The organism is Calidifontibacter terrae (assembly GCF_054778835.1).
In genome coordinates this window covers 80,401-95,814 of sequence record NZ_BAAGZF010000015.1, presented here as the reverse complement: position 1 = coordinate 95,814, position 15,414 = coordinate 80,401, and the positions used below count along the sequence as shown (strand labels likewise).

Below are 15,414 nucleotides of genomic sequence, written 5' to 3'. Positions count from 1 at the left end.
AGGACTCGTCATACTCCATGGACTCCATGACGTGAAACTCCTTGCCGCCACGACCCAAGCCGTGACATCACGCCGAACCACTTACACAAAATTCCTGACAGACCCGCCGTTATGCAATTGTGATGCGCTCTCAGCCCATTTTCATATAGTTATCGGTATCTATCCATTTTTGTGGGGTGCGGGTTGATATTTGCAGGGCTGACAAATCGCAAGTTCGCAGGACGAACACCGCGACCAGCACCAGTGGCTTCACCACTCGCACTTCATGAGTCGACATCGCGTCGCCAAAGGGGTGCTGCACCCCTCGACAGGTTCCGGTGGCCAGCGAACAAGCCAGCATCCGCGATCTACACGCGGGGTACCGCAAAAAGCTCGCCACACTCGCCGGACGTGAAGAGAAGCTCCTCGACCTCGCCGAGGATGGTTCCCTACCCCGCGAAAAGATCCGGGCCAGGCTGCGCCAAGTACAGATCGAGCGCGGACGAGCCGAGCAGGGACTCACGGAGACGGGCGAGAAGATCACCCAGGGCGCACGCCTCATCCAGCAGCACGCCGCTCTGCTGGAGCGACCCGAAGAGTTCTACGCCGGCGCACCACCAGCCTCACGGCGAGACCTCAACCTGGCCAGCTTCACCAAGCTCTGGATCGAGGAACACGGCGTCGTGCGGGACGAGAAGACGCCACTCGTCCACGAGCTACACGAGGCAGCCACTGCGTACGCCGCTCAGAGCAGCAACGTGGATCGAGCCGAGTCGGCGGCAGTGCGCCCACGCGATGTCCTGGCACGAAACAGCGCCTCTAGCCTGAAGGCCAAAGGCGCTGATCTTGATCCCGAGACCTACCGACTCGCCGATTTTTTTCGTGCGGGTTCGAGTAAGGAGGTCTTGGTGCCGGGAGCGGGACTTGAACCCGCACGCCCTTTCGAGCAACGCATTTTGAGTGCGCCGTGTCTGCCATTCCACCACCCCGGCCGGAGTGCCGCGTCAGTCTACGACAGCCCCCGCCCCGAGGACGAATCCGTTTGCGGTTCAGTCCTGATGGAAGCCGTAGGCCGGGGCCACACCGTTCTTCGCGTCGCCGATCTTGTGGACACGCAGCGCGTTCGTGGAGCCGGGGATGCCGGGGGGCGAGCCGGCGACGATCACCACTAGGTCACCTTCGACGACATGGCCGGTGCCGAGCAGCACCTCGTCGACCTGGAGCGCCATCTGGTCTGTGTGGACGACCTCGTCGACCAGGAAGGTCTCCACTCCCCAGGTGAGCGCGAGCTCGCTGCGGGTGAGTTGGTTCGGCGTGAAGGCAAGCATCGGGATCCGGCAGCGCAACCGCGCCATCCGCTTGGTCGACCCGCCGATCGTGGTGAAGGTGATCAGGTATTTCGCCGCGACCAGTTCGCCCACCTCGACGGCGGCCTTGCAGATCGCCCCGCCCATCGTTGTCGCTGTGACGTCCACCGAGCCGATCCGGCTGAGGCCGTGGTCCTCTGTGCTCTCAATGATGCGAGCCATCGTGCGCACGGTCTCGACGGGCCACTTCCCCATCGACGTCTCCCCCGACAGCATGATCGCGTCGGCCCCGTCGAGCACCGCGTTCGCGCAGTCGCTGGTCTCGGCGCGGGTCGGCCGCGAGTTCTCGATCATCGACTCCAACACCTGAGTCGCCACAATCACCGGCTTCGAGGCAGCCCGCGCCAACTCGATGGCGATCTTCTGCACGATCGGGACATCTTCCAACGGCAGCTCAACGCCCAGGTCACCCCGGGCGACCATGATGCCGTCGAACGCCTCTACGATCGCCGCGAGGTTCTCGACCGCCTGCGGCTTCTCGATCTTGGCGATGACGTCGCGCTGTTCGCCCTCCTCCGCCATGATCTGGTGGACCCGCTCGATGTCGGCGGCGTCGCGTACGAACGACAAAGCGATCAGGTCGCAGCCGGTGCGCAGCGCCCAGCGCAGGTCATCCTCGTCCTTCTGCGAGAGCGCCGGAACGCTCACTGCCACGCCCGGCAGGTTGATGCCCTTGTTGTTGGAGACGACCCCGCCCTCGACGACAACCGTTTCGACATCGGTGTCAGTGACGCGGGTTGCGCTGAGTTCGACCTTGCCGTCGTCGATCAGGATCCGGTCGCCGGCGCGTACGTCGCCGGGAAGGCCCTTGAAGGTCGTCGAGACGCGATGCTGGTCGCCGTCGATGTCATCGATCGTGATCGTGAAACTGTCGCCGTTGGCGAGGGTGATCGGACCGCCGGAGAATCGGCCGGTGCGGATCTTGGGGCCTTGCAGGTCGGCGAGCACCGCGACGGCGTGTCCCGCTTGATCGGAGGCCTGCCGCACCCAGTGGTACATCTGCTCGTGGTCCTCGTGGGACCCGTGGGAAAGGTTCAGTCGGGCGACGTCGAGGCCAGCCTCGACGAGGGCAACTATCTTCTCCTGGGAAGCAACGGCCGGGCCCATGGTGGCGACAATCTTCGCTCTGCGCATAGTGCGAGCCTATCCATTGTCAGCACAAACACCGAACACATCTCGTAACGGTCAGTAGCTGAACGAACGCCCGGTGACGCGAGCGGAAACACTCCCGCCACCGGGTGCCGGCGACCGTTCTCAGACGGTCAGCGGACGATCCGTCGGCCGGATCGGCGACGGCAGTTCGGTTGCCCCACCGAGGTATTGGTCGACTCCCGCAGCCGCGGAGCGACCCTCGGCGATCGCCCACACGATGAGCGACTGACCACGGCCGGCATCACCGCAGACGAAGACGCCCGGGACGCTGGTCATGAACTGCTCGTCGCGGCGGACATTCGACCGCTCGTCGGTTTGCACGCCCAACTGCTCGACCAGACCCTCGCCCTGCGGGCCGAGGAAGCCCATCGCGAGCAACACCAGGTCGGCCGGGATTTCGCGCTCCGAGCCAGGCACCTCAGCAAAGCCGTTGTCACCCTTGGTGACCTCGACCAGCTTCAACCCCTTGACGTTGCCGTTGCCGTCGCCAACGAACTCGGTGGTGTTGACCGAGTAGACCCGGTCGCCACCTTCCTCATGTGCGCTGGCCACTCGGAAGAGCATCGGGTAGGTCGGCCAGGGTTGGTTCGGGACGCGCTCCGTGGTGGGTTGCGGCATGATTTCCAGCGATGTGACCGACTTCGCGCCATGCCGGTGCGAGGTGCCGATGCAGTCGGCACCGGTGTCGCCGCCGCCAATGACCACGACGTGCTTGCCCTCAGCGGTGACCTGGTTCTCCACCATCTCGCCGATTGCGACGCGGTTCGAAGGCGGGAGGAACTCCATCGCCTGCATGATGCCGTTCAGTTCACGGCCCGGAGTCGGCAGATCGCGCGGAACAGTGGCCCCGATCGCGAGCACGACCGCGTCGTAGCGCTGACGCAACTGCTCACCGGTGATGTCCACACCGATCTCGGTGTTGCAGCGGAACCGGGTGCCCTCGGCGGTCATCTGGGCCAGCCGCCGATCGACGACCGACTTCTCCATCTTGAACTCGGGGATGCCATAGCGCAGCAAGCCACCCGGCTTGTCGGCCCGCTCGTAGACCGCAACGGTGTGACCGGCGCGCGTCAACTGTTGGGCAACGGCCAGACCGGCCGGTCCCGACCCGACGACCGCGACGGTCTTGCCGGTCAGGCGGTGCGGGATCTGCGGTTCGACGGTGCCGTCGTCGAAGGCCTTCTCGATGATCGTCACCTCGACCTGCTTGATGGTCACCGCAGGCTGGCTGATACCGAGCACGCAGGCCGTCTCGCAGGGCGCCGGGCAGAGGCGACCAGTGAACTCCGGGAAGTTGTTGGTCGCGTGCAACCGGTCGATCGCGTCGCTCCAGTCGCCACGGTAGGTCAGGTCGTTCCACTCCGGGATGAGGTTCCCGAGCGGACAACCGTTGTGGCAGAACGGGATTCCGCAGTCCATGCAGCGGCTGGCCTGCCGTTGCAACTGACCGAGCTCCTGCTCTTCGTAGACCTCTTTCCAGTCCTTGATGCGCACAGGCACCGGACGGCGAGCGGGCAGTTCACGTTCGCGATGCTTCAAGAATCCGCGCGGATCAGCCACCGGACACCTCCATGATTCGTCCCCAGACCTCGGTGCCGTCGAGGTCGAGGCCCTCGGTCTTCGCTTCTTCACGCACGTCCAACACCCGCTGGTAGTCCCGTGGGAGCACCAACGACAGTCGTTCGTACGCGGTGTCGAGGTCGGCGAGCAGCTTGCTCGCGACCGTCGACTCGGTCCATTCGTGGTGGTCGCGCAGCAGCGTGTGCACGACCTCCTTGTCGCGCTCACGCAATGCCCTGACGTCGACCAGCTCGGTGTTGACCAGCGACTCGTCGAGGTCGAGCACGAAAGCGACGCCACCGGACATGCCGGCACCGAAGTTGCGCCCGGTGGGCCCGAGCACCAGCACTGTTCCACCGGTCATGTATTCGCACCCGTGGTCACCGACACCCTCGACGACCGCGCTGGCGCCGGAGTTGCGAACGCAGAACCGCTCGCCGACCAGGCCGCGCAAGAACACTTCACCTGAGGTGGCGCCGTAGGCGATGACGTTTCCGGCGATCGCGTTCGCTTCAGCGACCAACGATGCCTCCGGCAGGGGTCGTACGACGACACGTCCGCCAGACAGTCCCTTGCCGACGTAGTCGTTGGCCTCGCCGAACATCCGCAAAGTGACACCGGCGGGCAGGAACGCGCCGAGCGACTGCCCGGCCGATCCACGCAGCGACACGTCGATCAGTCCGTCGGGCAAACCCTGCGGATAACGCTTGGTGACCTCGTGGCCGAGCATGGTGCCGACGGTCCGGTTCACGTTGCTGACCGGAAGATCGATCCGTACGGGTTCTTGCCGGTCGAGCGCATCCGCGCTCAGTCGGATCAGTTCCTGGTCCAAGGCCTTGTCGAGCCCGTGGTCCTGCGTGGTGACGCAGTGCAACGGCGCGCCCTCGGGGATGTCGACGCCGGCCAGGATCGGCGTGAGGTCGAGCCCCGCAGCCTTCCAGTGGTTGATCGCATCGACGACGTCGAGCGACTCACGGTGGCCGACCGCCTCCTCCAGGGTGCGGAAGCCCAGCTCGGCGAGCAGCTCCCGAACCTCTTCGGCGATGTATTCGAAGAAGGTCTCGACGAACTCCGGCTTGCCGCTGAACCGCTCCCGCAGTTCGGGGTTCTGGGTGGCAATACCCACTGGGCAGGTGTCGAGGTGACAGACGCGCATCATCACGCAACCGCTGACGACCAAGGGTGCCGTCGCGAAACCGAACTCCTCCGCGCCGAGCAGCGCGGCGATCATCACGTCGCGACCAGTCTTCAGCTGGCCGTCGGCCTGCACCACGATGCGGTCGCGCAGGTTGTTCAGCAACAGCGTCTGCTGGGTCTCGGCCAAGCCGAGCTCCCATGGGCCGCCGGCGTGCTTGAGCGAGGTCAGCGGGGCCGCACCCGTTCCGCCGTCGTGGCCGGAGATCAGGACAACATCGGCATGGGCCTTGCTCACGCCCGTCGCGACCGTTCCGACGCCCATCTCGGCGACCAGCTTCACGTGGACGCGAGCCGAGGGGTTGGCGTTCTTGAGGTCGTGGATCAGCTGAGCCAGGTCCTCGATCGAATAGATGTCGTGGTGCGGCGGCGGGCTGATCAGCCCGACACCCGGCGTCGAGTGACGTGTCTTGGCCACCCACGGGTAGACCTTGTTGCCGGGCAGCTGGCCACCCTCGCCGGGCTTGGCGCCCTGGGCCATCTTGATCTGGATGTCGTCGGCTTCGGTGAGATAATGGGAAGTGACACCGAAGCGGCCGGAGGCGACCTGCTTGATCGAGGACCGACGTTCCGGGTCCTGCAGCCGATCGGCGTCTTCGCCACCCTCACCGGTGTTCGAGCGTCCCCCCAGCCGGTTCATCGCGATAGCCATCGTCTCGTGGGCCTCTTGCGAGATCGAGCCGTAGCTCATCGCGCCGGTGGAGAACCGCTTGACGATCTCGCTGACTGGCTCGACCTCCTCGATCGGGATCGACGGTCGTTGGGAATCGAACTTGAACAGGCCGCGCAGCGTCATCAATCGCTGCGCTTGGTCGTTCACCCGGTCGGTGTACTGCTTGAAGATGTCGTAGCGGCGCTGCCGCGTGGAGTGCTGCAGGCGGAAGACCGTCTCCGGGTCGAACAGGTGCGGCGGGCCCTCACGGCGCCACTGGTATTCGCCACCGACCTCGAGGGTGCGGTGGGCCTGCAGCTGGCCGCTGCGCGGATAGGCCTTGGAGTGACGCGCGGCGACCTCCTTGGCGACGGCGTCCAGGCCGATGCCACCCAGGCGGGAGACCGTTCCGGTGAAGTGGTCATCGATCAGATCCTGCGACAGGCCGATCGCCTCGAACACCTGAGCGCCGCGGTAGGACGCGACGGTCGAGATGCCCATCTTCGACATCACCTTCAACAGGCCCTTGCCGAGCGCCTTGATGAGGTTCTTGACTGCTTGCTCGGCGGTGACGTCGGACAGCACGCCGCTGCGAACCAGGTCCTCGACAGTCTCCATCGCGAGGTACGGGTTGACCGCGGCGGCGCCATAACCCACCAGCAGCGCAACGTGGTGCACCTCGCGGACGTCACCGGCCTCAACCAGCAGGCCGACCTGGGTGCGGGTCTTCTCCCGGATCAGGTGGTGATGGACGGTCGAGGTCAGCAGCAACGACGGGATCGGCGCGAAGTCGGCGTTGCTGTCACGGTCGGACAACACGATGAAGCGGTAGCCGTCGGCGAGAGCCGCGGAGACCTCCGTACAGATGCCGCGCAGACGTGCGCGCAGTGCGGTGACCCCGCCGTGCACGTCGTACGTTCCCCGGATGACGTAGGTCGCGAAGCCCGGGAAGTTGCCCTCGGCATTGATGTGGCGGATCTTCGCGAGCTGATCGTTGTCGATCACCGGGAACGGCAACTCAACCTGGCGGGCGTGTTGCGGCAACGCGTCCAGCAGGTTTCCCTCGGGCCCCATCAAGCCGCCCAGGGAGGTGACCAGTTCCTCGCGGATCGCATCGAGCGGCGGGTTGGTGACCTGCGCGAAGAGCTGGGTGAAGTAGTCGAAGATCAGCCGAGGACGATCGGAAAGGACCGCGATCGGGCTGTCGGTGCCCATCGAGCCGAGCGCCTCGCCCTTGCCGGCAGCCATCGGCCGCAGCAGGATTCGGATCTCTTCGTCGGTGTAGCCGAACGTCTGCTGACGACGCTCGACCGACTTGGGCGAATGCCAGATGTGTTCGCGCTCGGGCAGGTCCTCGAACTGGATCAGTCCGCCGTGCAACCACTCCTGATACGGCTTCTCGGCCGCGAGCTGGGACTTGATCTCCTCATCGCCGACGAGGCGACCGGCCTCAGTGTCGACCAGGAACATCTTGCCCGGTTGCAGGCGACCCTTGCGGACCACCTTGGCCGGGTCGAGGTCGAGCACCCCAGCTTCGGAAGCGAGCACGACCAGTCCGTCGTCGGTGACGGCATAGCGGCCTGGGCGCAGACCGTTGCGGTCCAAGACCGCGCCGACCAGGGTGCCGTCGGTGAACGCCACGCATGCCGGCCCGTCCCACGGTTCCATCAACGCGGAGTGGTATTCGTAAAACGCGCGCCGAGCCGGGTCCATCGAGGCGTGGTTTTCCCAGGCCTCGGGGATCATCATCAGCACAGCGTGGGGCAGGCTGCGGCCGCCGAGGTGGAGCAGTTCCAGCACTTCGTCGAACGATGCGGAGTCGCTGACCTCACCGGCACAGATCGGGAACAACCGCTCCATGTCGCCGAGCAATTCGCTGCGCAGCGTCGACTCGCGCGCCGCCATCCAGTTGCGGTTGCCGCGCACCGTGTTGATCTCACCGTTGTGGGCGATCAATCGGTAGGGGTGGGCCAGCGGCCAGCTCGGGAAGGTGTTGGTCGAGAAGCGGGAGTGGACCAAAGCGAGCTCGGTGACGAAGCGCTCGTCGGACAGGTCCGGATAGAAGGTGCCCAATTGCGCGGTGGTGAGCATGCCCTTGTAGGTGATGGTCCGCGAGGAGAACGACGGGAAGTAGACCGAGGTCTCGCGCTCGATCCGGCGGCGCAGGGCGTAGGCGCGACGCTCGAGGTCCAGGCCGGTCACCCCGCCCTCGGCGGAGGTCACCACCGGCTGCCGGAAGACCGGCATCACGGCACGAGCGGCCTCGCCGATCGAGCTGCCATCGGTCGGCACATCGCGCCATCCGACGACGCGCAGCTGCTCTTCCTGGGCGATCTGATCGAAGCGCTCACCGACATGCCACTGCTCGTCGGGGTCCTGTGGCATGAACGCGATACCGACGGCGTATTCACCCTTGGCCGGCAGGTCAAAGTCACACACCGCGCGCAGGAACTCATCGGGCATCTGGGTGAGGATCCCTGCACCGTCCCCGACTGTGGGGTCGGCGCCGGTAGCACCGCGGTGTTCCAGGTTGACCAGCGCCGTCAGCGCCTGCTGCAGGATGTCGTGCCCTGCCCAGCCGCGCATCGTCGCGACCATCGCTACACCGCAGGCGTCCTTCTCGAACGCCGGGTTGTAGAGACCTTGAGCCGCGGGAACCGCGGAGAAAGAGGACTGACCCATGTCGTCCATCACCATCCTTCGTCATCCGTGATGCCAGGGAGTGGCACCGATCAACTCACATGGCGGACGACGTTGGCCGAGCATGCAGAACGCAGCTTACAAGCGGCGCTCCGCGTTCCACCGGCTGGGACGCTTTGTCTCAATGGGTGGGACTGAAAGGGGAGGGTCAGTCGCCGTCGGTTCTGTCGGGATCGACGGCGTCAGCGACCTCGGCGACCTCGGCGTCCTCGGCGGTCGACGCGTCACCTTCCCCGGCCGGCACCGTCACCTCGTTGCGACCGAAGCGCACCCAGAGGGCGAGCCCGAACAGGAATGCCAATGACGCCACCCAGACGTTCACCCGCAGCCCGAGGATCTTGTTGGCGAAGTCAGAGCGCATCAGCTCGAAGACCAGCCGGCCCGCGGTGTAGCCCATGATGTAGAGCGCGAAACTGCGCCCGCGCTGCAGTCCGCGCCGACGGTCCCACGCCACGATGAGCAGCGCGATGAGCAGACACCAGATCGACTCGTACAGGAATGTGGGTTGGTAGTAGCCCAGGACGATCGCGTGGCCGGAAGCGTCTCGGACGGCGTGGCCAGCTGACTCGTCCCACTCGTGGATCTGCAACCGCCACGGCAGGTCGGTCGCTCGCCCGTAGAGCTCGTTGTTGAACCAGTTGCCCCAGCGGCCCATCGCCTGGGCAAGGACGATCCCGGGCGCTGCGGCATCGGCATAGTCCAAGAACGGCACACCCGCCTTGCGGCAACCGATCAACGCGCCGACGGCTCCCAGGGCGACGGCACCCCAAATGCCGAGGCCGCCGTTCCAGATTTTGAACGCGTCGATCGCGTGGCCACCCTTACCGAAGTACGGCTCGGGGGTGGTGATCACGTGGTAAAGCCGGCCGCCGGCGATGCCGAACGGCACCGCCCACCAGGCCACGGACATCGCGTCGTCGCGTTGGAAACCACGGGCCTCCAGGCGCCGACCGCAGATGTAGACGGCAGCCACGATGCCCGCCAAAATGCACAGCGCGTAGCCGCGCAGCGGGAGCGGCCCGATCCACAACACACCGGTCGTGGGGCTGGGTAGATAGGAGCTGATCATCGCCTCGCCTGCCGAACGCCGTCGGACAATGCGCCCGCGAGCGTACGGATGGCGTCGAGCCGCTCGGGCTGGGTGTCGTGGTCGAGAAGGGTGCGGACCAGGGCCGTTCCCACGATGACTCCGTCGGCAAAGCCGGCGACCTGGCGGGCCTGGTCGGGGTTGCTGACGCCGAGCCCGACACAGATCGGCAAATCGGTGACCGGGCGCAGTCGTTCAACCAACTCACTCGCCGCGGACCCGACCGAGTCGCGCAGCCCGGTGACACCCATCAGGGCGGTGGCATAGACGAACCCGGAGCAATGCGAGGTCGTGTAGATCAAGCGCTCGGGCATCGAACTCGGCGCGACCAGGAAGATCCGGTTGAGGTCGTGCTTCTCGCTGGCCTCGAGCCATTCGGCGGCTTCGTCGGGCACCAAGTCGGGCGTGATGAGCCCGGAGCCGCCAGCGGCCGCGAGGTCGCGGGCGAAGGCATCGACGCCGTAGCGCAGAACGAGATTCCAATAAATCATCACCACGGCGGAGGCACCCGCGGCGGTGACAGCTCGTACGGCGGTGAAGACGTCGTGGACCTCGACCCCGTTGTCGAGGGCGCGCGTCGCGGCGGTCTGGATGACCGGACCGTCCATCAACGGGTCGGTGTAGGGCATCCCGATTTCCACGACGTCGACACCGGCGTGCACCATCGCAACCATCGCCTCGATGGACTCATCAACGCTGGGGAAACCGACCGGCAAATAGCCGACCAGCGCCGCACGGTTCTGCGCCTTCAGCCGCGCCAGACGGTCGGACAGGTCGGTCATCAGGTGAGGTTCCCGTCATCGTCAAGCAGGCCGAACCAGCGGCCGGCGGTGTGGACGTCCTTGTCGCCACGACCGGACAGACTGACCAGCACCACCCCGTCGGGGCCAAGTTCGCGGCCGATCTTCATCGCCCCGGCCAAAGCGTGGGCGCTCTCGATCGCGGGCAGGATGCCTTCGGTGCGAGCCAGCAGACCGAACGCCTCCATCGCCTCGTTATCGGTGATTGGTTGGTATTCGGCGCGACCGGTATCGCGCAGGAACGAATGCTCCGGACCCACGCTCGGGTAGTCCAGACCGGCGGACACCGAGTGGGACTCGATGGTTTGACCCTGGTCGTCCTGCAGCAGGTAGGTGTAGGCGCCGTGCAACACACCGGGTGTGGCCTGGCCGGTGAACCGGGCGGCGTGGCGACCGGACTCAACGCCTTCTCCCCCGCCCTCAAGGCCGATCAGCCGTACGCCCTCGTCGTCGAGGAAGCGGTGGAAAATACCCATCGCGTTGGACCCGCCACCCACGCACGCACAGATCGCGTCGGGCAGCCGGCCGAACTGGTCGAGCATCTGGCCGCGCGCCTCGACGCCGATGATGCGGTGGAAGTCACGCACCAGCTCCGGGAACGGGTAGGGACCGGTGACTGTGCCGAGCACGTAGTGGGTGTGGTCGACGTTGGCCACCCAGTCGCGGAACGCCTCGTTGACCGCGTCCTTGAGGGTGCGCGAGCCGTGATCGACCGGCACGACTTCGGCGCCGAGCAACCGCATCCGCGCGACATTCAGCGCCTGACGCTCGGTGTCGACGCGACCCATGTAAACCACGCACTCCAGCCCCATCAGGGCGGCGGCGGTGGCCGTGGCCACGCCATGCTGGCCGGCCCCGGTCTCGGCAATGACCCGCCGCTTGCCCATCCGCTTGGTCAGCAGGGCTTGACCCAGGACGTTGTTGATCTTGTGGGACCCGGTGTGGTTGAGGTCTTCTCGTTTGAGGATGACCCGCGCGCCGCCACAGTGTTCGGCGAAGCGCCGAACCTCGGTCAGGATGCTCGGGCGACCGGTGTAGGTCTTGTGCAGCTGAGCCAGCTCGCCGAGGAACTGCGGATCCTGGGCGGCCTTGCTGCGCACCTCATCCAGTTCCTCCAGCGCCGCGATCAGAGCCTCGGGCACATAGCGGCCGCCGTAGTCGCCGAAGCGCCCGATGCCGGCCCGGCCGATCGTCGGTTCGCCGGTGACCTTTGCGGTCAGGTCGTCGTTGGTCATTGCACTCCCCCGCGAACTGATCGGGTCTCGGCGCCCGCGGTGACGAAATCACGGACGGCACCGCGGGGATCGCCGCCGATAACCAAGGCTTCACCGACGAGCACAGCGTCGGCACCGGCGGCGACATAGTCGGCGACATCCCGCGGTCCACGAATCCCCGACTCGGCCACCTTGATGCGGTCTCCGGGGATCTGCGCGGCGAGCCGGGGAAAGACGCTCCGGTCGACCTCGAGGGTCTTGAGGTTGCGGGCGTTCACACCAACGAGGCGGGCACCGAGATCGACCGCCTGGACGGTCTCGGCCTCGTCATGCACCTCGACCAGGGCAGCCATGCCGAGGTCGTGGGCCTGCTGGAAGAGGTCACGCAGTCGGGAGGGTTCGAGCGCGGCGACGATCAACAGGACGATGTCGGCGCGATGCGCACGGGCCTCGAACAGCTGGTATTCGGTGACCATGAAGTCCTTGCGCAACACCGGGATTCCCACCCGACGGCGGACTGCGTCAAGGTCGTCGAGGCTGCCACCAAAGCGGCGCTGCTCGGTCAGGACGGAGATCGCCGTGGCGCCGCCGGCTTCGTACGAAGCAGCTAGCGCGGCCGGGTCTGTGATGTCGGCGAGGTCGCCCTTGCTCGGGCTGCGTCGCTTGACCTCGGAGATGACGCGCACCGGGCCGGGTTCGCCGAGGGCGGCGTAGGCGTCGAGAGCCGCCGGAGCGGATGCGGCGCGCTCGACCATCTCGACGGTGCCAACGACACGCATCCGATCACGAAGGTCTTCCCGAACGCCGACAATGATGTCGTCGAGAACTGTTGTCACAGGTGTTGCACCGACCCGCGGGTCAGCGCTGGGTCGCTTCGTCGGCCAAGGCCTGCGGCGCCGCGTGGGGCGGGGAGCCGAAGCCGGCCGCGGTCAGCGCCTTGCCGGCGACGACACCGATCAGCACGAGCACGGCGCCGATGATCCACAGCGCGGTGATGTTGAACATGACGCCGAACCCGATCACGGTGGCCGCAACCAACAGGATCCAGACTGCAGTCCACGAGGCGACACTCTTGCCCTCGTTGTCGTGATGCTCTTGCGTCATGTTCGCTCCTTCGTGCATAGGCCCATTGTGTCAGTCTTCGCCGCGTTCGGTTGCAGTCGGGTCCGTTCCGGCGGTGAGTTGATCCCAGTCTGAGGTGACGGCCCGCGTGGGGGCGTCGTAGCGCCGCCCAAGTCCCGACCAACGGGCACCGACCACGAGAGCCATGACGCCCAGCGCGGCCAGCGCGATGGCGCAGAACGCCGCCAACCAGACCCAGAAGCTAGCGCTTGCGCCGGCGACGCTCGCCGCGGCGTGTCCGGACTCGCCGGCGATCTTCTCCCGCAGGACGGTCGACGGGTCTAATGCGACGTGCACGGCGCCGTACGCAGCCAGGGCGCCGCCGAGCGTCAGGCCCAGCGCTGCGACGATGCGGCCCACTCGCCGCGAGGCGAGCAAGGCTATGATCGCCGCCCCGGCCACCAGGGCCCCGGCGACGGCGGTCGGCGCGGCACTGCTGCCGCGCGCGCTCGCGTGAAGGGTTCCGGTGATCGTGTCGGACACAGTGCCGGTGGCCCAGGATCGAGTCGTCAGCAGCAGCAGGGCGATGGTCAAGATCGCGGCCGCGGAAAGCACCGAGCGCTTGGAGGACGCGTTGCGCTTCGGCGCCTCGGTGGGGCTTTCAGCCAGGTTTTCTGCGGGGGTCGTTTCGGGGTCTGTCACTGGGGTGGTCGCATCCCTTCTGCGGTCGCAATGGCGCGGAGCGCGGATGCGGCCTTGGTGATGGTTTCCTGATATTCGCTCTCGGCAACGGAGTCGGCCACGATGCCGGCGCCCGCCTGAACGTGGGCGACGCCGCGGTGGAGAACCGCCGTACGGATAGCGATGGCCATGTCGAGATCGCCGGCGAAGTCGAGATAGCCGACGACCCCACCGTAGACACCACGGCGCAGGCCCTCGAGCCGGTCGATGATCTGCATCGCGCGGGTCTTGGGAGCGCCGCTCAGGGTTCCGGCCGGGAAGGTGGCGACCAGCGCGTCGAAGGCGGACCGGCCCGGTTTGAGCGAGCCGACGACCGTCGACTCAAGATGCATGATGTGGCTGTAGCGCCGCACCTGCATGAACTCGACGGTGTCGACCGTTCCGGCGGCGCAGACCCGCTGCAGGTCGTTGCGCGAAAGGTCGACCAACATCAGGTGTTCGGCGCGCTCCTTGGGATCCTCGGTCAACTCCTGAGCCAGATCCACGTCCTGTTCCGGAGTCTTGCCGCGCGGCCGCGAGCCGGCGATCGGGTGAGTGATGACCTCACCGTCGGTCACCTTCACTAACGCCTCGGGGCTGGAGCCGACGATCGTGTACGAGGTGCCGTCGGGCAGCGGCAACCGAAGCAGATACATGTACGGGCTCGGGTTGCTGGCGCGCAGCGCGCGATAGACGTCCAGCGGGTCGGCGCTACAGGGGGTGCTGAAACGCTGCGAGACGACGATCTGGAAGGCCTCGCCGGCGCGAATCGCTTCCTTACACTCGTCGACCATCGCGTGATATTCGTCGCGGGTGTGGCTGCTGGTCGTGTCGAGTTCGACCTGTTCCGGCACCGAAACCGTCGAGGGCGCCGGCTCCATCAACTGCGTGGTCATCCGGTCGAGGCGGGCCACCGCGTCGGCGTGGGCCCACTCGACCCGCTCGTCGGTGTCGTCGTAGTTGATCGCGTTCGCGACCAAGAGCAACGAGTTGTCGCCGTGGTCGAAGACCGCCAGGTCGGTGGTCAACATCATCGACAACTCGGGCAGCTCGAGTTCGTCAATCCCGTTGTCGGGCAACGACTCCCATCGGCGTACGGCGTCGTAGGTGACCGCGCCGACCATCCCGCCGGTGAGCGGCGGCAAGCCGGGAAGCGGCTCGGTCGCCAGGATTCGTACGGTCTCCCGCAACGCTGCGAGCGGGTCGCCGGTGGTCGGCACCCCGACCGGCGGGTCGCCGATCCAGTCGGTCTGACCGCCTGACTCGGTCAGCGTCGCGCGGCTGGCGGCGCCGATGATCGAGTAGCGCGACCAGACGCCGCCGTGTTCGGCAGATTCCAGCAGGAAGGTTCCAGGACGACCGGCGGCGAGCTTGCGGTAGACGCCGAGCGGGGTTTCAGCGTCGGCCAGCAGACGGCGCACGACCGGGATGACCCGTCGCTGGCCGGCCAGCAGCGCGAACTGGTCGACGCTGGGCCACGTTGTCCCGAAGGTGAGATCGGCCTGCAGATCACTCACGCGCTCACCTCGAGGTCGGTGAAGAAGCAGGTGCGTTCGCCGGTGTGGCAGGCCGCACCGACCTGGTCGACGCGCACCAACAGGGCATCGCCATCGCAGTCGATTGCTACCGATTTCACGTGTTGCACGTGTCCGCTGGTGTCGCCCTTGCGCCAGTACTCCGAGCGGCTGCGCGACCAGAACGTCACCCGGCCGGTGGTGAGGGTGCGGTGGAGCGCTTCGTCGTCCATCCAGCCCAGCATCAGCACCTCACCGGTGTCGTATTGCTGGATCACGGCCGCGACGAGGCCCTCGTCGTCCCGTTTCAGGCGCGCGGCGAGGTCGACAGGCAGGGGGCTTTCGAGCATGTCGGCCATTGTCCCGCATCCGCTGCGGGCGAGGTCACCGTGTCCAGTGCGACGGCCCCGGGC

Annotated in this window: 11 protein-coding genes and 1 tRNA gene; all 12 read right to left on the bottom strand. The window is 66.5% G+C overall.

Annotated features, from left to right (window positions below; translation table 11 throughout):
* Positions 1–885: 885 nt before the first annotated feature.
* The 12 genes from ACYU98_RS15300 to hisI all read right to left on the bottom strand — a co-directional run bounded on the left by ACYU98_RS15300 (position 886) and on the right by hisI (position 15,360).
* Positions 886–971, bottom strand: a tRNA-Leu gene (locus tag ACYU98_RS15300).
* 57 nt (positions 972–1,028) lie between these two features.
* A complete protein-coding gene (gene pyk, locus ACYU98_RS15295) occupies positions 1,029–2,480 on the bottom strand; it encodes a pyruvate kinase (protein ID WP_460469089.1) in 1,452 nt (483 codons plus the stop codon).
* A 120-nt stretch (positions 2,481–2,600) separates the two neighbouring features.
* Complete coding sequence (locus ACYU98_RS15290; protein WP_460469088.1) at positions 2,601–4,058, bottom strand: glutamate synthase subunit beta; 1,458 nt, start codon at positions 4,056–4,058, stop codon at positions 2,601–2,603.
* Positions 4,051–8,586, bottom strand: a complete 4,536-nt coding sequence (gene gltB, locus ACYU98_RS15285; protein WP_460469087.1) for a glutamate synthase large subunit — start codon at positions 8,584–8,586, stop codon at positions 4,051–4,053. The genes ACYU98_RS15290 and gltB overlap by 8 nt, the downstream gene beginning before the upstream one ends.
* A 166-nt stretch (positions 8,587–8,752) precedes the next feature.
* A complete protein-coding gene (gene lgt, locus ACYU98_RS15280; RefSeq protein WP_460469086.1) occupies positions 8,753–9,673 on the bottom strand; it encodes a prolipoprotein diacylglyceryl transferase in 921 nt (306 codons plus the stop codon).
* The gene (trpA, locus tag ACYU98_RS15275) at positions 9,670–10,473 is read right to left on the bottom strand and encodes a tryptophan synthase subunit alpha (protein ID WP_460469085.1); all 804 of its coding nucleotides are present in this window, start codon (positions 10,471–10,473) and stop codon (positions 9,670–9,672) included. The genes lgt and trpA overlap by 4 nt, the downstream gene beginning before the upstream one ends.
* Positions 10,473–11,726 carry a tryptophan synthase subunit beta gene (trpB, locus tag ACYU98_RS15270; RefSeq protein WP_460469084.1) on the bottom strand — a complete coding sequence of 418 codons (1,254 nt, stop codon included), beginning with the start codon at positions 11,724–11,726 and terminating at the stop codon, positions 10,473–10,475. The genes trpA and trpB overlap by 1 nt, the downstream gene beginning before the upstream one ends.
* On the bottom strand, positions 11,723–12,541 hold the full coding sequence (trpC, locus tag ACYU98_RS15265; protein WP_460469083.1) for an indole-3-glycerol phosphate synthase TrpC: 819 nt from the start codon (positions 12,539–12,541) through the stop codon (positions 11,723–11,725). The genes trpB and trpC overlap by 4 nt, the downstream gene beginning before the upstream one ends.
* A 22-nt stretch (positions 12,542–12,563) precedes the next feature.
* Positions 12,564–12,809, bottom strand: a complete 246-nt coding sequence (locus ACYU98_RS15260; RefSeq protein ID WP_460469082.1) for an HGxxPAAW family protein — start codon at positions 12,807–12,809, stop codon at positions 12,564–12,566.
* Between the two features lie 30 nt (positions 12,810–12,839).
* Positions 12,840–13,469, bottom strand: coding sequence for a Trp biosynthesis-associated membrane protein (locus ACYU98_RS15255; protein ID WP_460469081.1), 630 nt, complete (start codon positions 13,467–13,469; stop codon positions 12,840–12,842).
* A complete protein-coding gene (locus ACYU98_RS15250; protein WP_460469080.1) occupies positions 13,466–15,004 on the bottom strand; it encodes an anthranilate synthase component I in 1,539 nt (512 codons plus the stop codon). The genes ACYU98_RS15255 and ACYU98_RS15250 overlap by 4 nt, the downstream gene beginning before the upstream one ends.
* Positions 15,001–15,360 (bottom strand): phosphoribosyl-AMP cyclohydrolase, encoded by a 360-nt coding sequence (hisI, locus tag ACYU98_RS15245; protein ID WP_460469079.1) that lies wholly within the window; start codon positions 15,358–15,360, stop codon positions 15,001–15,003. Before hisI ends, ACYU98_RS15250 begins: the two co-directional genes overlap by 4 nt.
* Between the last annotated feature and the right edge of the window lie 54 nt (positions 15,361–15,414).

What these genes read in the sequence shown, in the direction of transcription:
- trpB (WP_460469084.1), bottom strand. Translation starts at nt 11,726, where the DNA reads ATGACCAACGACGACCTGACCGCAAAGGTCACCGGCGAACCGACGATC.
- hisI (WP_460469079.1), bottom strand. Translation starts at nt 15,360, where the DNA reads ATGGCCGACATGCTCGAAAGCCCCCTGCCTGTCGACCTCGCCGCGCGC.
- lgt (WP_460469086.1), bottom strand. Translation starts at nt 9,673, where the DNA reads ATGATCAGCTCCTATCTACCCAGCCCCACGACCGGTGTGTTGTGGATC.
- gltB (WP_460469087.1), bottom strand. Translation starts at nt 8,586, where the DNA reads ATGGGTCAGTCCTCTTTCTCCGCGGTTCCCGCGGCTCAAGGTCTCTAC.
- ACYU98_RS15260 (WP_460469082.1), bottom strand. Translation starts at nt 12,809, where the DNA reads ATGACGCAAGAGCATCACGACAACGAGGGCAAGAGTGTCGCCTCGTGG.
- pyk (WP_460469089.1), bottom strand. Translation starts at nt 2,480, where the DNA reads ATGCGCAGAGCGAAGATTGTCGCCACCATGGGCCCGGCCGTTGCTTCC.
- trpA (WP_460469085.1), bottom strand. Translation starts at nt 10,473, where the DNA reads ATGACCGACCTGTCCGACCGTCTGGCGCGGCTGAAGGCGCAGAACCGT.